The organism is Nitrospira sp. ND1 (genome assembly GCF_900170025.1).
In the GTDB taxonomy this organism is placed as follows: Bacteria; Nitrospirota; Nitrospiria; order Nitrospirales; family Nitrospiraceae; genus Nitrospira_A.
Genome location: NZ_FWEX01000006.1, coordinates 1 through 25,565, shown reverse-complemented (window position 1 = coordinate 25,565; position 25,565 = coordinate 1). Strand labels below are relative to the sequence as shown.

The window sequence follows — 25,565 nt, the reverse complement described above, 5'->3', positions numbered from 1 at the left end:
GTTCGTCCGGTTAGGGTGCCGTTGAAAAATCCCGGGTCATCGCGACTTCAATTTCTTCCGTCGGCGATTTCCCGCGATTGCGGACATGCGCCTTCCACGCGGGATATTCTCGCAGCGTCTCGAACAGGTTCTTGATGAGTACTGGTTTGATCTGGAGTTCCCACTCACGAAGCCACGCATGTTCATCGTGAGGGCCTTCATAGTCGTCGGGGAATTGCGCTTCGAGACTGATTCGAAAGACAAACGATGTATCTTCTGACCACATCTGTGGACTCCCATCGGCTGATGATTGCGAAGTGGAACCGACCTTACTTATAATATTTTAAATCTCAAGGAGTACAGCACCATGCCCATATTCGAGTACGTCTGTAAGGAATGCAACCATCGGTTTGAACTGTTGGTCCGGGGCGACGTCGTGCCGGCCTGTCCCGCGTGCAAGGCTACGGGACTCGACAAGCAGTTTTCGGCCTTTGGAGTCGGCGCAACCGGCGGATGGCCCGTCACCTCCAGTTCCGGCGGCGGGTGTGGCTCCTGCGGGGATCCTCGCGGCCCCGGTTCCTGTTCGATGAACTAATTATTTTTTATTTCACTGGATCATCCTCATCATGGACGAGCAGGAAGAGCAGGTGCGTCGTGCGATCGGGACGCTCCTACAGTCGGACCCGTTGATCAAGTTGCTGCAGGAAGTCAGGTTGGGAAGAATGAAAGCCACCGACCCCGGATTGCGGGCGGTGACGGAATCCTGGATCGGAGTCTACGCGCAGGTATTGAAGTCCCAGCCGGTCCCTGCCGCCTCATTGCCTCGGCTGGACCCAGCGCCCCGGCTTCAGGTGCTGGTCGATATGGGTGTGTTGTCGTGGGACCATCCTGGAACAAAAGACCTTCGCGACCTCTTTCAGCGGGTGTCGGTACCCGCCGCCTGAGCCCATGATTCGCTTCGACAGAGGGTTGCGACTCCTCATGACCCTCCTGCTCTTGGGCTCCCTGAGTCCTGTCTCCACGCGAGCAGAAGAATCGGCCGGTGTCAGGCCGTTACGCAACGGCCTGGCTGCCGCTCTGGCGAGCCTTCCCGCTCAGACCCATCTCCTTCTCGAGCAGCAATCGATTGAACAGTTTCTTGTGGAACTGGACGGCGCGCCGCCCGATTGGGCCACTGTCTATGGGCAGGGGCACCATGACCCGGGCCACGATGAACGACTCTTTGCGCTCAACCGCGAGCGCGATGCCCGGCGTGAAGGGAAGGCACCGTTACAGTGGCTGATTGCGTTTGTCTGGCTCGGCGAACTGTCCGGGTTCGATGAGCGGGAGGGCGGATTCCGCGTCGTACTGGGGCCGAAGTTCAACCGAACCGCATGGGGTGAGGTGCGGTTCAAGCATGAGGACCTGCCGTCCACGCTCATTGCGTTGGCGGGGCAGGGGACCGCCAAGCTCAGAACGCGGATCCAGCAGGGAACGCCTGCCCCCGTTGCGGTCCTGATCACCGGTCGGCTGATTCCGGAGGAGTCGTTGATGTACGATTTCTCCCATGAAGCAGAGGGGCTGGGACTCATCATGCCGGTGGTGCGTGTCGAGTCGGTTGACTTTGTGCTGGAGGGCGGACAGGAAAAGCAGCCGTGACCGGGACGTCTTTATTTCAGGTGGGGATAGGCCTGATGCAGACAAGTGTCGCACACGGTTTCGGCGACTTTCGCGCGGGCCTGCCGGCGTAGGTAATCTTCCACGCGTTGCCAATGCGGGCCGTCGGCTTTTACGCGTTTGCACTTGGCGCAGATGTGGACCGTACCATGGAGCGTGGTGATCTGCTCGAACGCGTGGTCGAGTTCCTTGGTCCGCTCCAGAAGTTCCTGCTCACGAAGTTTCCTGGCATCGATCTCCTGTTTCAGGCTGAGCGCATTGGCCGCCCGGGCGATCAGTTCAGCCGGGATCACCGGTTTCCGAATATAGTCCGTGGCGCCGCACGTATAGGCCGCCTGAATATCTTTGGCTTCCGTGTGCGCCGTGATGACGATGATGGGCAGGCCTTGCAGCTGCTCCTCCATCCGGATGCGTTGGCAGGCCTCCAATCCATCGATCTCGGGCATTTCGATATCCATCAGCACCAGGTCGATTCCGCTGGTCTGCTTTCCACGTTTCCCGACCCCCAGGAGGTGCAGCCCTTCCCGCGCGGTGCCGACCGGGAGGAGCGGGCCGAACCCCGCACTGTTGAGAATGGTGAAGAGCAGGTCCCGCTCTTCCTGGAAGTCGTCGATGATCAGAATACTCATGGTCCCTCTGTTCCTTCGAAGGGTCTCCTGAAATCCCCTCAGGCGGCTTGATCCACTCCGTCGAGCATGGTCGCCAGTCCGTCGAGTTCCCGGCGAATCGCCTCCCGATCCCGGGATCGAGCCGCCTGTTCCAGTCGTTGTCCTACCGCCCCGATGTCGGGAAACCCGAACGAGCCTGCGAGGCCTTTCATGCGGTGCCCCGTGGTGCGAATCGCTTCATAGTCTCCCTGAACCAGGGCATCCTGCATCAGGGTGAGATCCGTGCGGCGATTGGCGAGAAACGCGGGCCGGCGTCGCCGGAGCTCGTCGTCGATGCGCTCTGTCACGTCCGGCGTTCCCGCAGCTTGTGCCGGAGTGGTGTCGGTGACTGGAGAAGACCGGCGGTACTTGCGTAGGGTGCTGAACAAGTGCGCTTTTGTGATGGGCTTGGTCAGGAAGTCCGTGCAGCCCACCGCCAGGCTCTGTGCCTGAGTGTCAGCCACGCTGCTGGCTGTCAGTGCCACGATTGTGGTGAGGGGGCGTTTGTGGGCGGTTTCCCAGGCACGCATCGCGCGGGTGGCGGTGAAGCCGTCCATCCCGGGCAGGTGCAGGTCGATGAGGACGAAGTCGAATCGGCCTGTCTGGAAGGTCGCGACGGCTTGCTCGCCATCCGAGGCGATCTCCAGGTCGTACGGCGTATTCCGGAAATAGAACCGCATCAGTGTATGCGACTCAATCGAATCGTCGACCAGTAAGACGCGGGTTTTCTGTTCTGCCGGTTCCGCAGGCACGAGCGGCAGGACCGGCTCCGGCGCCTGAGACGCCGGTCCTTGTAACTGGGGATGTTCCGATCCGGGCAACGTGGGTCGGTTGACCTCGCGCAGGCCGCAAGCGGCAGGTTGTCGATCAAGCTGATAGGCGATGATCCATACACCAAGGATACCGATTGCGCGACTCACGAGCGCGTTGGTTGCTTCCTCGGCTGGAAAGGGTGCGAGGCATCCGGCCACAATCAACAGCGACCATCCTCCGACGGCAACCAGGAAAATATGTCGGGGATAGAGGCGAGAAGCCGGAATGGTCAACAAGAAGTACGGAAGCCAGGTGGCCAGTCTGAATTCAGATGTCAGTTCGGCGAGGAAGATGAGGCCCGTCAGCAGGACGAGGATGCCGGTCGTCATGAATCGGGCGGTGTGGAGTGTCATGGTGCGGTGCTCGAACGATCAGCGCCCGGCGACGAGGATAGTGCGTCGCGCTCACCTGCAGTATAGCGGCGATTGCGTAGGGCACCTAGGATCTCCTGAAATTCGAGCAGGCAGAACAGGGTAGCAGAGGGGCACTCAGCATGAGGCTTGAAGCGGCGACGGGAGGTGCCCCGATCAGTAGGCGTCCCGGGCACAACGGAACCCGGTTCCAGAAGGGCGGCTGTCCATCGTCCCCCAGTCGCGATCAGTCGTGCGTAAGCTGATCGCCGGTTTGAGCCAGGATCCGCCGCGCATGGCCTTGATGGCCCCGCGTTCCGGACCCTGGGGGTTGGTGAGCGTCGCCGTGCGGTAATCGTTGGGGTTGTACCAGTCCTGCACCCATTCGGCGGCATTGCCCGCCATGTCCAGCACTCCGTAGGGGCTGGCACCAGCCGGAAAGCTGCCCACCGGCAAGGTCAGGATTTCTCCCTTCAGGCCCTTTTCTTTGGAGATGGCTGCGCCGACACCCTTGACCCAGAACGCGTCCCATTCCGTGCTGTCGGCGAACTGCACCGTCTGACGGGCCCAGTAGCTCGCGCTGTTGCCGTTCTCGAAACTCCATTCGTTGCCCCAGGGATAGGTTCGCCCGTCTGTTCCCCGTGCCGCCTTTTCCCATTCCGCTTCAGTCGGGAGGCGTTTGTTCGCCCAGCGACAGAAGGCCACGGCATCAAGCCAACTGACATTGACGACGGGATGTTGCTCGATGCCGGGTAGAGGCGCGTTGTGCTCCCACAACGTCAATGCCGGAGCGGAGTTGGCTGGTGCCTGGTATCCGGTGGCCTGCACGAATTCCTGATAGGCTACGTTGGTGACTTCGTGCCGATCGATCCAGAACGCCCCGAGGTAGATGAGCCGTAGCGGACGTTCATCCGGAAGCCCGCCGCTCTCTGCCGAGGCCCCCATCGTAAATTCACCTGCCGGAACCATGACCATGTCGTCAACCCGAGGAGCCGCGAACGCTGATGGCTGATAGCCGATGGTCGGAAAGAGGCAGAGTGTCAGAAGGAGCACACGGGTCAGTCTCATCCGGGCTAGGCTTTCTTCAGCTTACAGGCTTTCGCGACGCTGTCGCGGTAGGCCATCCACAAGGCGAGGCCTTTGGTGACGCATGCGAGCACAGCGTTTTGTTGGCTTCTGGTTTCGGCGTAGTTGACGACCATCGTGTACGCATCCTGTCGATGACCCGCCTCAACCTTCTGGTGGGCGCGAATCAAATCCATGTGCTGCCGGTCGATTCCATGGTGACGAATAAGAGGATGGGCATCGATATAGGCTTCAATCTCCGTCTCGGTTTTCGGCTTGGAGGGCGCCTGGATCTCCTGCCGGTCCTTGATGCTGCCCTCGACAAATACGGCGAGGGCAGCCGCCCCGACCACCCAGTCACGACTGGCCGTGACCTTTTCCAGCCATGCTCGATACCGCGCGCTGGCAGGGAGGAGTTTCGTCCTGCGAAACGTCTCGCCGTCGAAGCCCAGGCCGCGCATCATTTCGTTAAAGAGTTCGGGATGGGATCGGCCGAAGGAGAGCCCGCCGGTATCTTCCTCATAAATATTCTCCGCCAACATGCGCCGCACATCGGAAGGCGGATTCTGCCCGTGCACGCGGGCCAGCAGAACAGGGAAGTCGCGAACGTAGACCAGGAACTCCTGTTGATAGTGAAGCTTCAGCTGGGCTTTCGTGATGCCGGGCCCCATGATGATCGGCCAGGCCCAGTGGTGTTTGCAGTCCATGATCGCCAACAGCCGTTCGAGAAATTGTGTGCGGGTCAATCTCTTGTGTGCCATGCCTTGCCTTCCTTCTTTCTCACTGGCTACAATCAGCCACCGATCAGATGAAGCCTATCACGATTCAAGACTCCGACCAGATTCTCAACTTCCTCGCCGAAGTGGCCCTGCACGGCAAGGGGTTTACCACCGACTGCCTGCTGGATTATGTCCTGGACGAAGGATTTACCGAACCGATCTATCTGAACGCCTCCGGTGAGGATCCGGATGCCTTCTATAAGGACCAGCCTCAGGCCTGGGCGATCTACCAAGTCCGCGAGTGGAAGCGAGTGCTGACTGTGTCGGGGGGCGCCGGGAAGGAACGGCGGGTGCAGATCACTGAAACCCCGTAAGTCGTCCGTGTCGTACCGCCGGTGCCAGCCAACCGGTGGATGGCTTCTCGCCTCGCTCGCATGTAGTCTAGCCGACCTGATGGAAGGTGCAGTACTCACTCATCAGTCAGTGTATTGACCAACCGACAGAATTGCAACGAATCGCGCACTGTCAGCCGCCCGGCCTGCCGGTTCCAGACAAGCCTGATCGGAATGTGGCTTCGAACTGCCGACCGGGAGGCCGACCTTCATGCCAAGACACCACCCTGAAAATTCCACGAAGCTGGTCACCCTGTGTGAGTCGGGTGATGTCGGTGAGTTGGCGTTGATCAAGAGCCTGCTCGACGGCAATGGGATTACCTACACGGTGCAGCATGAGCACGTCGGGGCGTTGTACCCCGGGGTCGCGCTGTTGGGCAGCCGGGTGATGGTGGAGGAGCGGGACAAGCAGCGGGCCGAGGTGCTGCTCAGCCGTCTGGCCCTGCACATTCGTGAAACGACCGGTGATGTGGACGGATGACGTCTTGAGCAGCGGGCTACCGGCCGGTCAACGGCCGCCTACGGATGACCCTTCGGTTTGACCGGCTCAGGTGTGGTGGGAATGGGCAGGCGCACATCCGATCCCGAAAAATGCCCGCCGATCAGCTTGCCTTCTTCGAAATACAAGTAGCGGTGCTTCACGACCGCCGGACTTTCCCAGTCTTCGAAAATCCATTCTTCGCGCCGCAGCCCGTCGCTGGTGTGCGTCACATTCATCGTATTCGGGGAGCCCCAGGAGTCGAGGACCTGTTTACGGTCCATGCCGACCATCACTCGGTGGCTTTCGATGTGCTTCGAGAAGTCCGGATCCAGCCAGCCCGGCACGAAACGAAACGCGATCAGGGCGACCACGAATAACCCCAGAAACGTATGGATAATGATCCGGACCGGCCGCTGGCGGATGAAGGGTGTCGGTTCCACCGCCGGGGGGAGGGCCGAAACGGGAGTTGCAGAGGTCGTCTGATCGGTCACAATGGTCCTTCCGTCATCGAATGGGCAAGAAGAGTGCTGGTACTTCTGCATGCTAAACAATCGTTTTTCGCTCCGTCAAGGGAGGGGGAGGGCATCAGAGACGGGTTTCACTCCCTTGAGCCGGCTGTTCGACCTGCTATGCTTGAAGCAGGACCGTGGAGGGCGACGCATGGGGTGCTGGCGTTATTCGATCAACCGATGTTGGATTGGGCTGATCATGCTGGGTATTTGCCTGACATGGTACGGCGTGGCGGGGGCGGGACCGCTCTACGTCTACACCGATGCTCAGGGACAGGCTGTGCTGACCGATAACCTCGAGCAGGTACCGGCAGAGTTTCGCGGGCGTGTGCGAACGATGGCCACTGCGGAAGCTCCGCCGACCGCTGCTCCCGCGCCTGTGGCTGCTGCAACCGTCAGCCGGTCACCGTCTGCTTCCGGGGTGGTGGAGAACCTCCTCAACGTCATCGCGGCAAAAGTCGGGTCCCGCACGATCAAGGGCCTCACGGCCCATCAAACCGCCGTCATCATCCTGGCCGGCGTCTGCTGGCTGGCACTGCTGGTGCCGATATTTATGAGTTCCAACCCCGGCATCCGGCTGCTCTGCAAGTTTCTCCTGGTGCTGGTCGGCGTCGCGGCTCTCTATCAGGTGGCGATCTCAGGCATGCCTTCCTTCGAGGCGGTGACCGGCTCGCCTCAGCAGGGATCGGAACAGGCCATGGAGAATGTGCTGGGGAAAATGAGAAGCCAGACCGAGCAAAGTTATCGCGCGCAAGACGCTCGCACGGCCCGTCAATTGGAGCAGATCGAACCGCCTACCCAGTAACGATCCCGGTGGGATGAGACAGACTTGCAGCCAGGCGTGTGGCTTTCGCCCACTCTGTAGCTTCGAGAGGGCAGAGAGCAGGACCGTCCGGAACCTCTCAGTCGGCGTATTTGGGCACCGGAATCTTTTTTACGGTCGGCGGGGGAGGCGGCTGTTGGGCGAAGGCCTTGGAGTAAGGGTTCAGGACCGGCTCGTGGGTGTTGCGTTGGCGGAGCTTGACCAGCGGTAAACTCTGCGTGCTGATCTCCAGGCGGTCGATCGGGGCCTTCGAGGTCAGCGGATCGGGTAGTCCCTGCAGGGCGAACATTTGAAAGGCGAGTGACCAGTCCAAGGCCTCCTTCCCCTTTTCCCGCACAAGAAAGCGCGCCTCCGGCGAAGGGTTTCCGGCGAAAAACAACAGCATGATGTTCGAACGGAAGACCGGCGCGTTGGCGTCTTCGGAGGGCTTGAACTCCGGGACGAGTTGGGGAACCTTGCTCAACGCGACCGGCGGCATGAATTCGATATCCACCAAACGCACAAAGAGCGGGCGTTGGTCGTTGTGGTCGTTCGGATCGAAGGTGTAGCTGAACGAATAGCGCACGTCGATGCCGTCACGTTTGAAGGTGTACACATCCTCTCCGTTTTCTGGTGAGGCCACCTTCTTGAAGTACTGCTCCCAATCGGTGATCGGATAATACGTGAAGACACGCAGCGCAGATTTGCGGTCCCGGACGGCCTGCGGCAGACCGAGCTTGTCGTGCAGTTCCGTTTGCGTGAGCCCGAGGTAGCCGTCCTCGAAGTAGGGGCCTGCCCACAGAGGATCGAGTCTCGACAAGACGATAGTGATACAGAACAAGCAGAGGATGAACAGGCGGGAGACAGTCTGATGCGCCATAGGATTGTCTCAGGCTCGGGCAGACAACGGTGGGCATCGTATCGGCCGGGGTAGTCAATGTCAAGGCGAAGAGCCTGCAATAGCTTGCTGAAAAAAGTCCGTTCCCGATATGATGGCCGTCCAATTGCCAGTCATCGACGCAGACGGCGCACGCCTGACGTCCGGTGGCAGAAAGACATAGGTAGTCATGCCGGTACATGAAGTTCGCGACCTCCTGCGAGAGCGCATCCTGATCCTGGATGGTGCCATGGGTACCATGATCCAGCGGTATAAGCTGGACGAAGCCGCGTTTCGTGGGGAGCGTTTTCGAAATTGGACCAAAGATCTCAAGGGACACAACGATCTTCTGAATGTCACCCGGCCGGATGTCATTGAGGCGATTCACCGGCAGTACCTTGAAGCTGGCGCGGATATCATCGAAACCAATACGTTTAACTCGCAGTCTGTGTCGCTGGCTGATTACGGCATGGATGACCTGGGATATGAATTGTCGAAAGCCGGCGCCGAATGCGCGAAGCGGGCCGTGGCACAGGTCGTTGCCGCGCAGCCGACTCGCCGCTGCTTTGTGGCCGGTGCGATCGGTCCCACCACCAAGACCTCTTCGGTCTCGACCGATTCGAACGATGCGGCGGCGCGTGGAACGACCTATCCTGAATTGGTGCAGGCCTACGGGGAGCAGGTGCGCGGCCTGTTGGACGGCGGCGTCGATCTGCTCCTGGTCGAGACGATTTTCGATACGCTCAACGCCAAGGCCGCATTTTTCGCGATCCAGCGGCTGTTTGCGGAAGGGGCGCGGCAGGTGCCGATCATGGCCTCGGTCACCTTCATTCAGGCCGGGAGCAACCGTGGGTTTTCGGGTCAGACGGTCGAAGGGTTTTGGAATTCCATCTCGCATGTGCCGTTGCTCAGCGTGGGCATGAACTGCGCATTGGGGCCGAGAGAAATGCGGCCGCTGATCGAAGAGCTCTCGCAGATCGCGCCGATTTTTGTCAGCAGCCATCCGAATGCCGGATTGCCCAATCCCTTACTGCCGACAGGATTTCCGGAAACGCCGGATTCGTTGGCACCACAGCTGCGCGAGTGGGCGCAGAACGGCTGGCTCAATATCGTGGGCGGCTGCTGCGGGACGACGCCCGACCATATCCGTTCGATCGCCACGGCTGTGAAAGGTGTGACGCCACGGCAGCCCTCCAAGGTCGAGCCCTACTTGCGGCTGAGCGGCCTGGAGGCCTTGACGGTGCGGCCTGAGTCGAATTTCGTCAATGTCGGGGAGCGCACCAATATCACCGGCTCACCGGCCTTTTCCAAGCTGATTCTGGCCGGCGATTATGACAAGGCGCTGACCGTCGCGCGTCAGCAGGTGGAAGGCGGGGCGCAGGTCATCGACATTAATATGGACGAAGGCATGCTGGACTCCAAAGCGGCAATGCAGAAGTTTCTGCGGCTGCTGGCGGCGGAATCGGACATCGCTCGGGTGCCGATCATGGTGGACAGTTCCAAGTGGGAGGTCATCGAAGAGGGCCTTCGCAACATACAGGGGAAGGGCATCGTCAATTCCATCAGTCTGAAGGAAGGCGAGGCGAAGTTCCTCGAACAGGCGCGGCTCATCCGTCGGTACGGCGCGGCGATCGTGGTCATGGCGTTCGATGAACGGGGGCAGGCTGACTCGGTTGCACGGCGGATCGAGATCTGTGAGCGGTCCTATCGTCTGCTGACGGAACAGGTCGGGGTGCCGCCGCAGGATATTATTTTCGATCCGAATATTCTCACGGTCGCGACCGGACTCGAAGAGCACAACAACTACGCGGTCGATTTTATCGATGCGACACGGTGGATCAAGCAGCACTTGCCGCTGGCGAAGGTCAGCGGCGGCGTCAGCAATATTTCGTTCTCGTTCCGCGGCAACAACGTCGTGCGCGAGGCGATGCATGCTGCGTTCCTCTACCATGCCATACAGGCCGGCCTCGACATGGGCATCGTCAATGCGGGGCAGCTGGCCGTCTACGAGGAGATCCCCAAAGATCTGCTGACGCTGGTCGAAGACGTGCTGCTGAATCGCCGGCCGGATGCCACGGAGCGGCTGGTGGCCTTTGCCGACACGGTCAAACAGAAGGGCAAGACGGCGGTCAAGGATGATGAGTGGCGGACAAGACCGGTGGAGGAACGGTTGGCCCATGCGCTGGTGAAAGGACTGACCGACTACATCGATCAGGACGTGGAGGAGGCGAGGCAGAAGTCCTCCCGGCCGCTCGACGTGATCGAGGGGCCGCTGATGGCGGGCATGAACATTGTCGGCGATCTCTTCGGGTCGGGAAAAATGTTCCTGCCGCAAGTGGTGAAGAGCGCCCGAGTCATGAAGAAAGCGGTGGCGTATCTCATGCCGTTTATGGAAGCCGAAAAGTTACGGTTGGGCACGTCCCGCGCGAACGGCAAGGTCCTGCTCGCGACCGTCAAGGGCGATGTGCACGATATCGGCAAGAACATCGTAGGTGTGGTGTTGGGCTGCAACAACTATGAGGTGATCGACCTTGGCGTGATGGTGTCTTGCGAAAAGATTCTGGCGGCCGCGCGTGAGCATCAGGTGGATATGGTCGGGCTGAGCGGCTTGATCACTCCATCGTTGGATGAAATGGTGCATGTGGCCAAGGAGATGACGCGCCAGGGGTTTACGGTGCCATTGCTCATCGGCGGCGCCACGACCAGCAAGGCCCACACGGCCGTGAAAATTGCCCCTTCGTACGGCCATGCGACGGTGCATGTGCTCGACGCCTCCCGCGCCGTCGGTGTCGTGGGCAGTCTGATCAATGAAGAGCAACGAGAGAGCTTTTCTGCCGGTGTACGTGCCGACTATGACCGCATCCGGCAGGCGCATCAGGATCGAGGGCCGAAAACCCTGCGTAGCCTGGAAGCAGCCCGGAAGCACAAGCTGTCGACTGATTGGGCCGCTGCCGATATCCCCGCGCCTTCATTCACCGGCGTGCGTCAGATCGATCGGATGCCGTTGCGTGAGTTGGTGCCCTATATCGATTGGTCGCCGTTTTTTCATACGTGGGAATTGCGCGGCCGGTATCCGGCTATCCTGGACGATGCCACGGTGGGTCCGAAGGCCAAAGAACTCTTGGCGGATGCACAGGCGTTACTGGAGGAGATCATCCAGGGTGAGTTGCTGACGGCTCGCGGTGTCTACGGGTTCTTTCCCGCCAATAGCGCGGGTGACGACATTCATCTCTATCGGGATCCGGATCGACGTGAGCCGCTGGCCACTTTCCACACGCTCCGGCAACAGATGGAGAAGCCGACCGACCAATTCAACCTGGCGCTTGCGGATTATGTCGCGCCCAAGGAGTCCGGGCGTGCCGACTATGTGGGCGCGTTTGTGGTGACGGCCGGCATCGGCGTGCCGGCGCTCTGCGCGAAGTATGAGAAGGATCATGACGACTACAATTCCATCATGGTCAAGGCCTTGGCGGATCGGCTGGCGGAGGCCTTTGCCGAATGGCTGCACAAGCAGGTGCGGCTGGAATGGGGATATGGGAAGACGGAGGACCTCACGAACGAAGACATGATTCGCGAGCGGTATCGGGGGATCCGGCCGGCTCCCGGTTATCCGGCCTGTCCGGATCACACGGAGAAGCGGACGCTCTTCGATGTATTGAATGCCGAGGCTCAAGCGGGGGTGACGCTGACCGAATCCTACGCCATGCTGCCGGCGGCTGCGGTCAGCGGCTTGTATTTTGCGCATCCGGAGGCCAAGTATTTTGCCGTGGGCAAGATCAATCGCGATCAGGTGGAGGATTACGCGACCCGCAAGAATCTACCGGTCGGCGAAGTAGAGCGGTGGCTGGCTCCAAATCTGAACTACGATGCGTAATTGCGAAGAGCCGATGGCAGATAGCATATAGCTGATGGCGGACAGAAAGGATGAGGAAGGCTCCGGGCTAGGCTATAAGCCACAGGCTATACGCTCTTACCTTCCAGTCAGTTCTTGACGGCTTCGAGAGGCGAGGGAATGGCAGGGGAGACGGACACGCCGGCGATGACACTCGTGAGCGAGGTCTTGATCCAATGATATCGTTCCTCCGCCCAGCTGTTAAACTCCTCCGAATTGTCAAACACCAGTTCCCAGGCTTTGGCGGCATCCAGCAGTAAGAGCTGGTGCGGCTGATTGTGTCCGGGGAAATACACCACCAGCACGGCTGATTTGCCGGTGAGGCTGATATCTGTGAAGACGTGGATCATGGCTGCTGCGGGAATCGGGATATCGCGCGTGGCGGCCTCGACCAGCGGTTGATACAACCGGTGCAGCAGGTGCGTCGTATCCTCATAGGGGCAGGCGGTTCGCAAGAGTCGGGGATTGGGCTTGTCGCCGAACAGGTTGTCGGTCAGGTAGGTGGCGGCTTCCCAGGTCGGCATCATGCCGGAGGAGGCGAGGCTCTCGCACAGATACGCGATCCAATTGCGTGATGTGCGGGTCATGCGACTTCTCCCTGGTCCTGCGTGATGGCGCGGTGACGGGAGGTGGACAACCAGGTCGGATCGGCAAATTGATCGTAAATGCGTGTGATCTCCTCCATCGAGTCGAAGAAGATATCCAGCAGTTCCGGATCGAAGTGCTTGCCCCGCTCCTTAAGCATCAGTTCCTTCGCGTGATCGAAATCATAGGCCGGCTTGTAGACACGCTGCGTCGTCAGGGCGTCGAAGTTATCGGCGATGGCGGTGATCCGGCCTTCAAGCGGAATCGTCTCGCCTTTGAGTCCGCGCGGGTAACCGGTGCCGTCGAAGCGTTCGTGGTGCGTCCAGGCGATGAGCGCGGCGACTTTCAAGAGTTCCGAATCAGACCCGGCCAGAATCCGGTACCCGATTTCCGTATGCTGGGTGATCACCTTGAATTCTTCGGGTGTGAACTTGCCTGGCTTGAGCAGCACATGGTCCGGGGTGCCGATCTTGCCGATGTCGTGCATCGGACTGGCGGTGCGGATGAGATCGCATCGCTCGGGTGAAAGCCCGTAGCGACGGGCCAGCAGTTCGCAGTAGTGGCTCATTCGTTGAATATGCTGCGCGGTCGAACTGTCGCGGTATTCGGCGGCGATCGCGAGCCGTTGAATGGTTTCTTCGCGGGAGAGGCGCAGTTCCTTCTCGCTCCGCTCCAGCCACTCAAGTGCCTGCTGAAGGGCAATCGTCCTGGTCCGGACGACTTCTTCCAGATTCTCCCGGTGCATGGCGTTTTCAATTTCCAACTTGCGTCGTCGCAACGCGTTGGCCACGTTGATCAGGACTTCGTTCGCTTCGAACGGCTTGATGACGTAACCGAAGGCGCCCATATCCAAGGCCGCATTCGCGAGGACGGGGCTGTCGAGGCCCGTAATCATGATGACGGCGGTGCTGGGGTATTGCGTCAGGATGTGGCGAATGAGATCCATGCCGGATTCGCCCGGCATGTTCACGTCACACAGCACCAACGCATAGGAACCGCTCTCCATCCGTTGACGGGCTTCGCGCGCTTCTCCCGCCAGCGCCACCTTGTATCCGTGGGGTTCGAGAAGGTAGCCCAATAATCGACGGATAGGCTCTTCATCGTCCACAATCAGGATGTTGCGGTTTTCGAGGATTGCTTGCTGGGTGGTGACTTCGGTGACGCTCGGAATGCTCATATGGTTCGCCGGGCTAGGTTAATCGTGGTGTCGATCAGCAATAGAGTCAGTATCGGTCGTTGGGCGTAAAGTCTGAAGTGCGAGATGGATTGAGGGGAAAAGCACCTTTTATGCCACTCAAGCCGCGGTGCGACCAACTGTCCCGTGCCGCCCGCCCATTGCTGCATCAATGCTGGGAACTCTGTTCTATCGGGACAAGATCCGACGAGTGGCAGTTTCCGGCCGCTCTGCCCGGCCCGGGGCTGTGATCGTCAACTCTGACGCTCGTCCGTTGGTCTTTGAGCAGGCGGCGTTCCCGAGGGAACAGCAACCTGCACCATCACGCTGGATTATACAGGGGGCTTTCCCGATTGCCAGCCGAAACGCAGTTTGAGAAACGAGCACCGGTCGCGCCGCTGGATTTGCTCTTTGAAGCCCTGTTCACTATAATTCGCTCCTTTAGATTTGCTGTGCAGGAAGGAGCGCGACTCAATGGCGAGCGGAGCAGGGTTAGGTCGAATCGATGGCCGTCGGCGGGATCAGATCCGTCCGGTTAGGGTGACGCGCAATTTTACGAAACATGCCGAAGGCTCCGTCTTGATCGAAATGGGGGACACTAAGGTCATTTGCACGGCGTCGATTGAAGAAAAAGTTCCGCCGTTTTTAAAAGGTAAGGGTGCCGGCTGGGTGACAGCCGAATATGCCATGCTGCCCCGGGCCACGCACGATCGTTCGCCCCGGGAATCGGTCAAGGGTAAGCAGGGCGGCCGCACGTTGGAGATTCAGCGGTTGGTCGGACGTGCGCTCCGTGCCGTGATCGATACGGGCCGTTTGGGCGAACGGACCATCTGGATCGATTGTGATGTGATTCAAGCGGATGGTGGAACTCGCACGGCCTCCATTACCGGCTCCTTTATCGCCCTCGCGGATGCCGTGGGTGTGCTGAAGAAAAAGGACTTGATCAAGGTTAATCCGTTGACCGATTACCTGGCGGCCATCAGTATCGGCAAGGTCGGGGGACAGGTCATGGTGGACCTAGCCTACGAAGAAGACTCGCATGCCGAGGTGGATTTGAATCTGGTGATGACCGGCGCCGGGCAGTACGTCGAAGTGCAGGGGACGGCTGAAAAGACGCCGTTCAATAAGAAAGATATGGATGAGTTTCTCGATCTCGGCTGGGGCGCGATCCGTGAATTGGTTGATTTGCAAAAGTCGTTGATCGGCTCGCTGAGTTAACCATGCAGATCGTGCTGGCGACCAGGAATCAGCATAAGAAGCAGGAGCTGGTCGCCCTATTAGGCGGTATGGATATCACGATTCGTACACTGGACGATTTTCCCGACGCGCCGGACGTGGTGGAGGACGGCGAGACCTGTGAAGCCAACGCGATGAAAAAGGCCGTCGAGATCGCTCGGTATACGGGACTGCCGGCGGTGGCAGATGATACCGGATTGGAGGTCGATGCCCTCGGCGGGCGCCCGGGAGCCTTTGCGGCGCGGTACGCCGGTGAACAGGCCAGCTATGAAGACAATTGGCGGAAGCTATTGCAGGAGCTTCGTGGTATTCCAGCGGAAGATCGTGGTGCCCGCTTTATAACCGTGGCGGCCATTGCGTTTCCTGCCGGCAAGACCTTCTCGACCAAAGGGGTGTTAGAGGGAGTCATTGCCGAAGAGGCGACGGGCTCCCGTGGTTTTGGGTATGATCCGGTCTTTTTCCTGCCGGAATATCATCAGACTCTGGCCCAGCTGTCGCCGGATGTGAAAAATCGAATCAGCCATCGGGCCCGTGCCTTTACCCAGGCCAGGACTCTGCTCGAGCAGATGATGGCGGAACAGAACTCAGTCGGGGCGTAGCGCAGCTCGGTAGCGCGCCTGGTTTGGGACCAGGATGTCGGAGGTTCAAATCCTCTCGCCCCGACCAAACAAAGCTTGCTCGACCCCGCATTTCAAATGTGCGCGGGGATATTCAACACCTTCAGTGAAGTCTTTTCCCGTTTGCTCGACCCGGAGTCTCCTCTTTTACTGGGACGCCTGACAACACCTCCAACGATTCGGGAAAGGCTGACCAGGCCCCTCCCAGGCGTGCGGGGATACTCAAAACGTTCAGCAGCGTTATCCTCTTATTCACTCCACAACGTAATCTCTGGCAATCGAGCCTCCGCACGCCCCATCTGGCCCTCATTCAGACCTTGCGTATATCACGGTCGAACAACAGAGCAGCATCAAGGGGCAGCGCATGCCGTTGTGAATGCTGCGTGCGCTGCTAAATACGACGGTTGGTCGCATGAGTCCGGCGAGACGATTTGCCGTGAGTTGGGGGGCAGGCGCAAACGACTTCCTACCCATTCTATTTCTTCTGGCTGCGACGGTCTTGCTGATGGTGGGTGTTATGAACCTATCTTTCGGACGTCTTTGAGGAGAATGAAGAGATGCAAAGCATCGCTTGGTGAAGGAAGGAAATCGAAACGCTCGTAGAACTTTTTAGCTACATTATCTTTGGCATGGACCACCAAGGCGCGAATTCCTGCAATATCGGCGGCCTGAAGCGTCCGCAGTGTAGCGTCCTTCAATAGGGCAGCACCGACTCCTTGTTTCTGCCAGTGAAGATCTACCGCTAACCTGGCAAGCAGCATGATGGGAATGGAATGTTTTGCCAGCCCCTTCTTCACTCTTTCCGGAGCGTTATCTTGTTCCACCGATCCCACCGCGAGTGCGTAATAACCGACGACAATGTTATCGACCAACCCCACATAGGTTTGCGACCCACCACTGAATTGATTTTGTACTGCGTGCTTCTGGAGGAAGCGATTGAGGACTTCATGTCCGCAGTCGAACGCTTCAACTGCGTGATGCGGCTGAAGTTTCTCGATACGCCTAGTCAACGCTTTTCTTTGAAGCCAGGCGCAGGTGTCGCATCAAAGAAGCCTGGTTCAGCTAGGAGACGTTGCATCTGAGGAAGGGGGCGGGTCGGAGCATCAAGGGCAGCTAAGAACTCAGTCCATTTAGCCTTGCTCAGATGGAACGTTCGGCGATCTGCCAATGCTTCATCTGCACGGGCCAGGGCACTTTCAAGGACAAATGCGCTCACTGTACGACTAGAGACAGAGGCGGCAGCTTCCAGCGTTTTCTTGGTTGAGACGCTCACCCGAAGATCCAGTTTTTCAGTACGAAGCGCGCGAGTTGCCATAAGCCACCTCTTGTTGTTGCTTACGATAGCTCGACATTCATCTAATGTCAAGACAATGTGATGACAGAAATGTTTAGTGATCACAATTTCTTGCGAATATAATGATTCTCACAGGTCAATAAGACCGTTGGGTACATATGAGCTACGGTACGTAGGGGATGGGACTTCTCTTTCTTGGAAGAGTGCCATAGCATGCTCGACAAGTCTGTAGGTCTACAACGAGGAACGGTCACTCGGTCGAAGGACAGATTCCAAACGGCGGATCGTTCTTGCGCGATCGCTCGGGGAACGTGAGCCCCTCCATCGGCTCTGTCGGGAAAGGGAGAGCCTGGCATCCCGACACAGCTTCTTGTATAAGGAATGACCATTGAGCCGCGGCAGCCGGTCTTTCAATACGGCCCTCGAGGAGGGAGGTATCACGGACTTCAGGTTTCATGGCATGCGCCACTGTGCTTCTACTCATCTCAGAAGCGCAGGGGTGGATACAGCGACAGTTATGAAAATTGTTGGCCATAAGTCCGAGAAGATGTGGAAACGGTACAATGCCATCGAGGAGCGAGACTTGACTCACGCTGCCCAAAAGGTTCACAGATACCTCCATGAGAACCGGCCGGGAACACTAGGCGAAAACTCTGTAGAGTAATCATCTCTTAAGTGACTGAAAATACAGGGGCGCCCGTAGCTCAGTCGGATAGAGCATCAGCCTTCTAAGCCGTTCTGGTACTCCTTCATAAACCGTCGTTGATGTAGATAAATGCCTTTCCAGGAGAGGCGTTTCGCTGTTTTGTGTTTTTGTTCAGTTCAGTTCAAATGAGTCAAGTTCAGGCATTTTTTGCTGTATTGTGAACACGCCGGGAACACGTAGGGTTAATAGCTAGCTGGTTGGTAGTTGTCATACTGGGGGAGGTAAGGCGGAAAACATTTCTTGAACTGACGTAGTCATCGCGAGCGCAACCTTACCCGGTGGATACATATCGTCCGCGACAAAGAATTGTTGCTCCTCTGCTTCTCCGGGATCTATTTCTTTTCCACCAGGCCACCAAATTTCTCTGACGAGGATTTCAACTGAAGTTCTCCACGCTTGGTGTCGAGGGTGATTTGATAAGCGCCAAGAAAGCTCAATCCCAACAGCCCGTCCACGGCAAAGGGAAGGTCTGGAAGGGTATGAATCAACACCTGGCTATTCCGTATCTCCGCCTCGCCGATCCGAATCGAGTCAAGCGTCACCGCATTCGCTTTCACTGATCCACTCGCGGTGTGGAGTAAGACCTGAGTCGTGTGGGCTGTCGAGTATAGTCCAAGATCCAAAGCGAGTCGTTGAGAGATGATTGTCTGCGACGCACCGGTGTCGATGATAAGTCGTGCCTGTGTGGATCCGTTCAAGGTGGCCGACACGATGAGGATATTTTCCACGCGTTCGACCGGGATCCTAGCAGTCTGTGGTTCGCTCGGTACAGGGGCCGTGGGGAAAGATTTTTCAGCATCCGGACCTGCGCCCGATGTCGAGGGCACTCCGGCAGGAGGTGAAGAGGATAGCGAGTGCTGGAGAGAAGAAAAGTCTATCGCCTGGCAGGTCAGTAGCTGGTGAGGACTATCGGTAAAGACAGGCTTACCGTGGGAATCGACGCACTCAAAGAGTGTGTTGGTCGCTGAGGCGTCCGCTGCCAAAAATATTATCAAGGACGTGAGGGAGAGGAAACGCACGTTCGTCAATTGCTGGACTGAGGGGAGGCTGGCATAGGCCTCAGACTGCCAATTCATGAATTTCCTGGTCCAAGACAGGGGGCGAGGTAGTTGTGAGCCGAGTGATCAGTTCGGGGTGATTCAGCAGGTGGCTGAGCACGGCAGTCCTGGTGGTGGCCTGAGTTTTCTTCATCACACGTTTCAGATGATCTTTCACCGTGTGTTCGCTTAGCCTTAGCTTGCCCGCAATTTCTTTGTTCGTGAAACCTTTCAGGAGATAGCGCGTGACCGATTCTTCCCGCGGCGTCAGGTGGATCTGGTGCGTTGGGGCAGGGGATGAACGAACCGGCTGATAAGTCGCCTGAGCCGGTTCAATGAGGAGCAGGAGTTGTCCGTCACCATCATGGAGTGGAGCAGGCACTCCGAATGCTCGGAGGAGAATCGGACCAGCGGGCACCATCGCTACGTGCGAGCGGTGAAGGTGCTCCCAGTCCTTGGGTGTAGGAGTCGTTGGCAATGTCGCAAAGAGTTCCTGACAGAAGGCACGAATGGCAGGAGGCAGGTATGCAGAGGGTGGCGGCTGTAGGATGAAGTCGTAAAGCTGTGCGCGACCTTCCGGGTTTATGTATAGCACGTGAAGGGAGGATGATAGCAGGAGAATGCCGGTATGAGCGGTGCGACTCAGCACGCCGCTGCCTGCTGTCAGCGATGTAGATTCAGGTGCCACCTTCATGTCATGTCCTCGCCTTAGGGGTTGACCAGAAGTATCCAGCCGGAGGAAAAGCACTCGGGCGAGTCTAAGGGCTGGACTAGCAGCCCTCAATCCCACATTTGGTAGCCCTCCTTTAGAGTGAGAGCTTGTGAGCACGCGTAAGCCTGCGGACGAGTCCTGGAATTCCTGAAGGGAAGATCTCTTTCGAATGAACTGTGTGTCGGAAAAGTTTCTACATCGTCCCGTAGGACTCACGTTAGGCCCCTTCCCCTCACTCAGCTAATCCCAATCCTGTGAGCGCATACCCCCAGATCGGCGTACATCCATCTGGGGTGATTGTTGCTGAGACTCGCTTCCCATAAGCTCCGTGCTCGATGCACGTGTCATTTGTGTAGGCCACCGCTACCCCGAAGCAAGGAGTTCACATGCGTCCCGAACGTCGATATAGGATGGCAGGCACGGTGTTGGCTGGACTACTGATGGCGTTTAGTGTTGAGACCGAGGTGCGTGCGGAAGAGGCAAGCACCATAGAAATGCTTCAGCAGCCGGAAATGCCCATTGGGAATGTTGGTGGCGAGGCCCACGCGGATCCCTTTACTGGCGCAGCCACGATGAGCATTCCCATTGAAGTCCCCCCAGGGCGGAATGGCATCCAACCACACCTCAGTCTGGTCTATATGTCGGGGAATGGCAACGGCTGGGTAGGGGTGGGATGGAAGCTCGAACTTGGGGCTGTGGAGCGACAAGTGCGATACGGGCTCAATTATTCCGCCAATGACTTTGTGGCGCGAATGAGCGGTGCCAATTCCGAGCTCGTGCAGGCTCCAGCGCCAGCACAGACTAACGAATATCGTGCGAAGATCGAGCGCAGTTTTGTCAGGTTCCGTAAGCTCAGTGCTGGGGATGGACAAGCATACTTTGAGGCGACGGACAAGAAGGGAGTGCGGTATTTCTTCGGCCAAACGGCCGCGTCCCGGATGGCGGATTCGGCCAATCCCTCACGAATATTCAAGTGGCTGCTGGATCGTATTGAAGATCGAGACGGTAACTATATGGTGGCCACCTATGTGTCTGACCAAGGACAGGTCTATCTCTCTCGGATTGAGTACGCTGGCAACGGGACGACGGCACCCACGAATGTCGTGAAGTTTTATCTTGAGGACCGAAGCGATGCGCCGTCGATGTTTACGACCAACTACGTGGTGAAGACGGCCAAGCGGCTCAAAACCATTGAGGTGCACGCCTCAGGAAACAGTGTGCGTGCGTATAAGATGACGTACGGCCAGACATCGAGCATTCCTAGTTCGGTGCTCACGAGCGTGACTCAGTTTGGCAGCGATGCCACGATTAATGGCACGGGCGCGATTACCAATGAAGCCACGGCGACACGGTTACCGTCCACTTCCATGGAATGGTCAGCGGGACCAGCCACATTTGGGCCCGAGGGTGGATATACCGGGCTGTGGCTTGGGTCGGGAGCGTGCTCTAACGTGAACGCCCCTCTCGTCAATACGCGCTATGGCGATTTCAACGGGGATGGGAAGACGGACATTCTGTGCGAGGACCGCTATACAGGCACCTACTATGTGGCATTGAGTAGTGGAGAACTGTTCAATAATGGAGCCGGGTGGACAGGGACCTGGCTAGGCAACGGAAATGCCGCCAGCGGGGCTTGTGGACTGCCGCCATTTCAATACCGGGATCCTGCTCATCCCGCCGCACCTCCATACAATGATGGAATTCGAACACAGTATGCGGATTTTAATGGAGATGGAAAAACCGACCTCTTGTGTGAGGATCGTTACACCGGAACGTTTTATGTGGCTCTCAGCGATGGGACCAAATTTGGGAATGGAGCGGGCTATACGGGCATATGGTTAGGCAATGGCAGTTATGCGGGGGGCGCCTGCGCATTTCCGAACCCGGCCAACTCAATTTGGGGAGCCAGACTCAACACGCGGTATGCGGACTTTAACGGCGATGGGAAGACCGACTTGTTATGTGAGGACCGGAACACGGGAACCTTCTACATGGCGTTGAGTGATGGCACGAAGTTTGGCAGCGGAGGTGGGTGGACAGGCACCTGGCTAGGCAATGGCAATGCCGCGAATGGGGCGTGTGGTCCTGCACTCAATGTCACGACACGATATGGGGATTTCAACGGCGATGGGAAAACGGATTTGTTGTGTGAAGACCGGAACACTGGAACCTACTATGTAGGGTTGAGTGATGGCACACAATTCGGCAACGGTGCAGGCTGGACCGGAACGTGGCTCGGTAACGGGAACACCGCCTCCGGCGCCTGCATTGCGGGAGCCAATATCACGACGCAGTATGGGGACTTCAATGGCGATGGAAAGATCGATCTGCTCTGTGAAGATCGAAATTCCGGAACCTACTATGTGGCTCTGAGTGACGGCACGAAGTTCGGGAGCGGAGGGGGGTATACCCAGGAATGGATGGGAAATGGGAATGCGGCCAATGGGGCCTGTGTGGCGGCAGCCAATGTCACTCCGCAATATGGGGACTTTAATGGGGATGGGAAGGCCGATCTGGTTTGCGAAGACCGAAATACCGGCACCTATTATGTGGCGCTGAGTGATGGCATCAGATTCGGCAATGGCAATGGCTATACCGGAACTTGGCTCGGCAATGGAAACTCGGCTTCAGGGGCTTGCCGTGTTGGTAGCGGGATTTTTACCAGATATGGCGATTTCAACGGAGATGGGAAGACGGATTTTCTGTGCGAGGATCGCACCAATGGCAACTATTGGGTGGCAAAAAGCGGAAACCAAAGCACCATGGTGGCTGGCCAACTGCTATCCGTGTCCAATGGGATAGGTGGCCGCCGAGCGATCACCTACAAGCCCTCCACCCGGTATACCAACACGCAACTCCCCTATTCGATCCAAACCGTGAACTCCATTGTGAGCTGCGACAACTGGAATGGAACGGCGTGTGCGGGCATCTCCGCCACGACAAGCTATGAATATAGTGGTGGGTACCACCACTTTGCTGAACGCGAATTTCGCGGGTTCAACTCTGTGAAGGTCACCGCCCCGTCGGGACCGAATGGCGAGCAAGCGATTACTGAAACTTGGTTCCATCAAGGTAATGATCTTGGGGTGGACTCAAACAATCCGAACGTGCCTACCGGCTACACGAAGGGCATGCCCTATCGTAGTAAGGTGACCGATGCGACAGGGAAGGTCTACTCGGAAACTACAACTGCATACGTGGCCGATAATGACCTTGCGGCCCCCTGGTACACCCCGCAATCGCAGATCGATACCTACCTCTGTGAAAGTGGGACATGTGCGAGCCACACACGCACCACGTTCGCATACGATCACCAGTTCGGAAATCTGTCCTATGAAACCCATTACGGTGATTTGGCGAGCGCATATGATGATCGTGCCATATACCGCACCTACTCGGACAATGTGACAGACTGGATCGTGGGTCTTCCTACGCGAGAGTCGCACTACAACAGCAGTAACACCAGCTCGGTCAATCTCGTCGCGCAGAAGACATTCTTGTATGACGGGACGGGCGGATGCGCCTCGCCGAATGGGACCACCACACCCACAAAGGGACACCTGACGAAAGCGACGAACTGGCTCTCGGTCACGGGAGCCGAATACGATGTGTGGGGGAACATCACCTGTACGCGTGATGCCAACGGCAATGTGAGCACGGTGACGTACGACAGCACGAAGACGTTCCCCACAACGACCACGAATCCGTTGGGACATGTGACCACCACTCAATATTACGGGGTAGATGGGCAGGTCGTGGACAAAGTGTCAATCATCAGCCGAAGTTGACCCTTTTATTCTGATGTGAAATTGACCCCTCCCCCGAGTTGAATCTGCATGTGATGGCGCTATGACTCCGACTGGGCCGCGGCACCGACAGGGGACTTGAAGAGCCCCGCCTTCCGCTTCTCTCGCAATCGATAGCTCTCACCTTTAATATTGATCGTGATGGAATGGTGGAGGAGCCGGTCGAGAATCGCCGTGGCGATCACCGGATCGCCAAACACGTCGCCCCAGGCGCCGAGGCTCTGATTGCTGGTGAGCAGGATCGAGCCCTTCTCATAGCGCCGAGAGATGAGCTGGAAGAACAGATTGGCGCCTTGCCGATCAATGGGGATATACCCGATCTCATCAATGATCAAGAGCTGGGGCTGGGCCAGCACCTTGAGCCGGTCCTCCAGCCGGTTTTCGGAGAGCGCTTTGCCGAGCGTCGCGAGGAGCCCCATGGCGGTCGTAAACAAGACGCGGTGGCCCTGTTCACAGGCCGCGATGCCCAGGGCCACGGCCAGATGCGTTTTGCCGACGCCGGGCGGCCCGAGGAACAACGCATTCTCGCCCTGCTCCAGATAGCGCCCGGTGCCGAGTTCACGGATCAGTTTCACATCAATGGAGGGCTGGACCTTAAAGTCGAACGTCTCCAGCGTCTTCTGGAACGGGAACCGCGCCATCGCCAACCGCATCGCCAGATGCTTGTCGGTCTTGGCCTGCACCTCGCGCCGCAGTACCTCCTCTAAAAAGTCGGTATAGGAGCGTTCCGCCTTGGCCGCCTGCTCCAGTAAACTCGGCAGTTCGGCGGCAACTTGATAGAGGCGCAGGCGCTGACAGTGTGCCTGGAGTCGCTCCAGTTGGGGCGTGCTCATGAGGCACCGCCCGGTTCGGCCACGGCGGCATAGAGGGCCAGATCCCGGACCATCACCTCGCCGAGGTCCCCATACCCAGGATCCCACTGGGGCGGCCGGGGCGTGGGGGCGGGTCCGCCCGCGCGCAGCAGCCCGCGATAGTGCGCCCGATCCACGACCACCGCATGGCGCGGGGACTTGGCATGCCGCGCAATGCAGACCCCGCCATGGAAGATTTCATAGTGACGACTGCTCTCCTGCACGTGGACGGTCGTGCCGACATACTCCACCGGCACAGAATAGCGGGCGGCCGCGATGGCGACGAGCGCATCGGCCGGAACGCGGCGCAGACGCACCCGTTCATAGTGATAGGGGGACCGCGAGCCCAGCGGCGTGAGCGTCTCCCGGGCGAACCGCTCGATCGGCCGCTCATGCGTCGTCCCATGGACGCGCTGATCCGCGACCGTCACCGTCCACTCCTGCAGCCAGGCGTTCAAGGCGTCCCACGACGCAAACCGGCGGCCCGCGAGGGCATTGCGCTTCACATATTTCACGCCGCTTTCTACTTTGCCCTTGGTCTGTGCCCGATACGGCTGGCAGGCCCGCGGCGTAAACCCATAGCGCCGCGCAAAATCCTCCCAGACCGGATGCCAGAGCACGCGGCCCTCGCGCCGGCCCAGGACCAGGGTCCGGGGGTTATCGTACAGACACTCCAACGGCACGCCGCCAAAATGCTGGAAGGCCCGCTCATGCCCATCGAGGAGCGCACTGAGCCGTTCATGCGGATAAGCCGACGCCCACAGTCGGCGAGAGTACCCGAGGGTGAACACAAAGATGTGGATGACTTCCAGCCGGTCGCCAATCCAGAGACGGGTTTGGCCAAAATCCACTTGGGCTTGCTGGCCCGGAGTCGTCTCAAACCGCACAGTCGCCACGGTCGCCCAGGCGCGATCGACGCGGAGCGGCTGAATCGCCCGTTGCACTTGTTGGTAGGTCCCCGCGAATCCTAACGTCTGCAGTTCCCGATGGAGCACCCGGCCGTTCCAATTCACTTCGGGGCCGCGGCGTTCCACGAATAGCCGATAGGGATCGATCTGACTGGGGCGGGGTCCCGACGGCCGCGGGCGCCAGCCCCCCAGCCGTTGCCACCGCTTCACGGTATTGCGGGCCACGCCGAGATCCCGCGCAATGGCTTTGATACGCTCGCCGCGCTGTAGTCGCGCCAGCACCTCTCGCACGCCGTCTTCTCGCAGCATCCCATCCTCCTCCGTTCGAGCCGTCTCCCGAGAAGAAGGTAGTGGGGTGCGCACTGGTTCTGCTAGCTCCATGGGTGTCCTCTCCTGGTTGTGGGGGAGGGGTCCATTTCACATGATGACAGGGGTCAATTTGGCATGATTATCCTCC

26 protein-coding genes and 1 tRNA gene are annotated in these 25,565 nt (G+C 58.5%); 12 read left to right on the top strand and 15 right to left on the bottom strand.

What is annotated here, in order from left to right; genetic code table 11:
• Positions 1–10 precede the first annotated feature (10 nt).
• The gene (locus NSND_RS04660; RefSeq protein ID WP_080877882.1) at positions 11–265 is read right to left on the bottom strand and encodes a hypothetical protein; all 255 of its coding nucleotides are present in this window, start codon (positions 263–265) and stop codon (positions 11–13) included.
• Positions 266–346: 81 nt separating this feature from the next.
• On the opposite strand from NSND_RS04660, the gene NSND_RS04655 reads away from it, so the two are divergent.
• Genes NSND_RS04655 through NSND_RS04645 form a run of 3 tightly spaced genes read left to right on the top strand, consistent with a single transcriptional unit; the run spans position 347 to position 1,617 of the window.
• Positions 347–574, top strand: a complete 228-nt coding sequence (locus NSND_RS04655; protein WP_080877881.1) for an FmdB family zinc ribbon protein — start codon at positions 347–349, stop codon at positions 572–574.
• 31 nt (positions 575–605) lie between these two features.
• Positions 606–923, top strand: a complete 318-nt coding sequence (locus NSND_RS04650; RefSeq protein WP_080877880.1) for a hypothetical protein — start codon at positions 606–608, stop codon at positions 921–923.
• Positions 924–927: 4 nt separating this feature from the next.
• Entirely contained in the window at positions 928–1,617 is a 690-nt protein-coding gene (locus NSND_RS04645) for a hypothetical protein (RefSeq protein WP_080877879.1), read from the top strand.
• Positions 1,618–1,628: 11 nt separating this feature from the next.
• Here NSND_RS04645 and NSND_RS04640 read toward each other — a convergent pair whose 3' ends face one another.
• From NSND_RS04640 to NSND_RS04625, 4 genes are all read right to left on the bottom strand, one after another.
• The gene (locus tag NSND_RS04640; RefSeq protein ID WP_080877878.1) at positions 1,629–2,264 is read right to left on the bottom strand and encodes a response regulator; all 636 of its coding nucleotides are present in this window, start codon (positions 2,262–2,264) and stop codon (positions 1,629–1,631) included.
• A gap of 38 nt (positions 2,265–2,302) precedes the next feature.
• Entirely contained in the window at positions 2,303–3,448 is a 1,146-nt protein-coding gene (locus NSND_RS04635) for a response regulator (protein ID WP_080877877.1), read from the bottom strand.
• A 174-nt stretch (positions 3,449–3,622) separates the two neighbouring features.
• On the bottom strand, positions 3,623–4,498 hold the full coding sequence (locus NSND_RS04630) for a formylglycine-generating enzyme family protein (protein WP_159450636.1): 876 nt from the start codon (positions 4,496–4,498) through the stop codon (positions 3,623–3,625).
• 20 nt (positions 4,499–4,518) lie between these two features.
• Positions 4,519–5,271: a TenA family transcriptional regulator gene (locus NSND_RS04625; protein WP_200810500.1), complete on the bottom strand. Its 753-nt coding sequence runs from the start codon at positions 5,269–5,271 to the stop codon at positions 4,519–4,521.
• Positions 5,272–5,318: 47 nt separating this feature from the next.
• Between NSND_RS04625 and NSND_RS04620 the strand changes: the two genes are divergently transcribed.
• The gene (locus tag NSND_RS04620; protein WP_080877875.1) at positions 5,319–5,603 is read left to right on the top strand and encodes a hypothetical protein; all 285 of its coding nucleotides are present in this window, start codon (positions 5,319–5,321) and stop codon (positions 5,601–5,603) included.
• 229 nt (positions 5,604–5,832) lie between these two features.
• Positions 5,833–6,102, top strand: coding sequence for a putative signal transducing protein (locus NSND_RS04615; RefSeq protein ID WP_080877874.1), 270 nt, complete (start codon positions 5,833–5,835; stop codon positions 6,100–6,102).
• Positions 6,103–6,140: 38 nt separating this feature from the next.
• Here NSND_RS04615 and NSND_RS04610 read toward each other — a convergent pair whose 3' ends face one another.
• The gene (locus NSND_RS04610) at positions 6,141–6,593 is read right to left on the bottom strand and encodes a hypothetical protein (protein ID WP_143833408.1); all 453 of its coding nucleotides are present in this window, start codon (positions 6,591–6,593) and stop codon (positions 6,141–6,143) included.
• Positions 6,594–6,762: 169 nt separating this feature from the next.
• On the opposite strand from NSND_RS04610, the gene NSND_RS04605 reads away from it, so the two are divergent.
• Positions 6,763–7,416 (top strand): hypothetical protein, encoded by a 654-nt coding sequence (locus tag NSND_RS04605; protein WP_080877872.1) that lies wholly within the window; start codon positions 6,763–6,765, stop codon positions 7,414–7,416.
• 97 nt (positions 7,417–7,513) lie between these two features.
• Here the strand turns inward: NSND_RS04605 and NSND_RS04600 are convergent, their stop codons facing one another.
• Positions 7,514–8,293, bottom strand: coding sequence for a hypothetical protein (locus NSND_RS04600; RefSeq protein WP_080877871.1), 780 nt, complete (start codon positions 8,291–8,293; stop codon positions 7,514–7,516).
• A 187-nt stretch (positions 8,294–8,480) separates the two neighbouring features.
• Between NSND_RS04600 and metH the strand changes: the two genes are divergently transcribed.
• Positions 8,481–12,164: a methionine synthase gene (gene metH / locus NSND_RS04595; RefSeq protein WP_080877870.1), complete on the top strand. Its 3,684-nt coding sequence runs from the start codon at positions 8,481–8,483 to the stop codon at positions 12,162–12,164.
• A gap of 107 nt (positions 12,165–12,271) precedes the next feature.
• Here the strand turns inward: metH and NSND_RS04590 are convergent, their stop codons facing one another.
• Together NSND_RS04590 and NSND_RS04585 are read right to left on the bottom strand one after the other, a co-directional pair.
• Positions 12,272–12,769, bottom strand: a complete 498-nt coding sequence (locus NSND_RS04590) for a hypothetical protein (protein WP_080877869.1) — start codon at positions 12,767–12,769, stop codon at positions 12,272–12,274.
• Positions 12,766–13,944: an HD domain-containing phosphohydrolase gene (locus NSND_RS04585; RefSeq protein ID WP_080877868.1), complete on the bottom strand. Its 1,179-nt coding sequence runs from the start codon at positions 13,942–13,944 to the stop codon at positions 12,766–12,768. The genes NSND_RS04590 and NSND_RS04585 overlap by 4 nt, the downstream gene beginning before the upstream one ends.
• A gap of 471 nt (positions 13,945–14,415) precedes the next feature.
• Between NSND_RS04585 and rph the strand changes: the two genes are divergently transcribed.
• From rph to NSND_RS04570, 3 genes are all read left to right on the top strand, one after another.
• Positions 14,416–15,159, top strand: a complete 744-nt coding sequence (gene rph, locus NSND_RS04580) for a ribonuclease PH (protein ID WP_080877867.1) — start codon at positions 14,416–14,418, stop codon at positions 15,157–15,159.
• Between the two features lie 2 nt (positions 15,160–15,161).
• A complete protein-coding gene (locus tag NSND_RS04575; protein WP_080877866.1) occupies positions 15,162–15,776 on the top strand; it encodes an XTP/dITP diphosphatase in 615 nt (204 codons plus the stop codon).
• Positions 15,767–15,843: transfer RNA gene (locus NSND_RS04570), tRNA-Pro, on the top strand. The genes NSND_RS04575 and NSND_RS04570 overlap by 10 nt, the downstream gene beginning before the upstream one ends.
• A 466-nt stretch (positions 15,844–16,309) precedes the next feature.
• On the opposite strand, the gene NSND_RS04565 is transcribed toward NSND_RS04570, so the two are convergent.
• Positions 16,310–16,804 (bottom strand): GNAT family N-acetyltransferase, encoded by a 495-nt coding sequence (locus NSND_RS04565; RefSeq protein WP_080877865.1) that lies wholly within the window; start codon positions 16,802–16,804, stop codon positions 16,310–16,312.
• Positions 16,801–17,109: a type II toxin-antitoxin system TacA family antitoxin gene (locus NSND_RS04560; protein WP_080877864.1), complete on the bottom strand. Its 309-nt coding sequence runs from the start codon at positions 17,107–17,109 to the stop codon at positions 16,801–16,803. Before NSND_RS04560 ends, NSND_RS04565 begins: the two co-directional genes overlap by 4 nt.
• Positions 17,110–17,476: 367 nt before the next feature.
• Between NSND_RS04560 and NSND_RS22055 the strand changes: the two genes are divergently transcribed.
• Positions 17,477–17,752 (top strand): tyrosine-type recombinase/integrase, encoded by a 276-nt coding sequence (locus NSND_RS22055; protein ID WP_080877863.1) that lies wholly within the window; start codon positions 17,477–17,479, stop codon positions 17,750–17,752.
• A gap of 374 nt (positions 17,753–18,126) precedes the next feature.
• On the opposite strand, the gene NSND_RS21160 is transcribed toward NSND_RS22055, so the two are convergent.
• On the bottom strand, positions 18,127–18,522 hold the full coding sequence (locus NSND_RS21160; protein ID WP_159450635.1) for a retropepsin-like aspartic protease family protein: 396 nt from the start codon (positions 18,520–18,522) through the stop codon (positions 18,127–18,129).
• Between the two features lie 331 nt (positions 18,523–18,853).
• Positions 18,854–19,213, bottom strand: a complete 360-nt coding sequence (locus tag NSND_RS21155) for a response regulator transcription factor (protein WP_159450634.1) — start codon at positions 19,211–19,213, stop codon at positions 18,854–18,856.
• A 716-nt stretch (positions 19,214–19,929) separates the two neighbouring features.
• Between NSND_RS21155 and NSND_RS04540 the strand changes: the two genes are divergently transcribed.
• Positions 19,930–23,331 carry a toxin TcdB middle/N-terminal domain-containing protein gene (locus NSND_RS04540; protein WP_080877860.1) on the top strand — a complete coding sequence of 1,134 codons (3,402 nt, stop codon included), beginning with the start codon at positions 19,930–19,932 and terminating at the stop codon, positions 23,329–23,331.
• Positions 23,332–23,390: 59 nt separating this feature from the next.
• On the opposite strand, the gene istB is transcribed toward NSND_RS04540, so the two are convergent.
• On the bottom strand, positions 23,391–24,182 hold the full coding sequence (gene istB, locus NSND_RS04535; protein ID WP_080877024.1) for an IS21-like element helper ATPase IstB: 792 nt from the start codon (positions 24,180–24,182) through the stop codon (positions 23,391–23,393).
• Complete coding sequence (gene istA / locus NSND_RS04530) at positions 24,179–25,417, bottom strand: IS21 family transposase (protein ID WP_159450537.1); 1,239 nt, start codon at positions 25,415–25,417, stop codon at positions 24,179–24,181. The genes istB and istA overlap by 4 nt, the downstream gene beginning before the upstream one ends.
• Positions 25,418–25,565 lie beyond the last annotated feature (148 nt).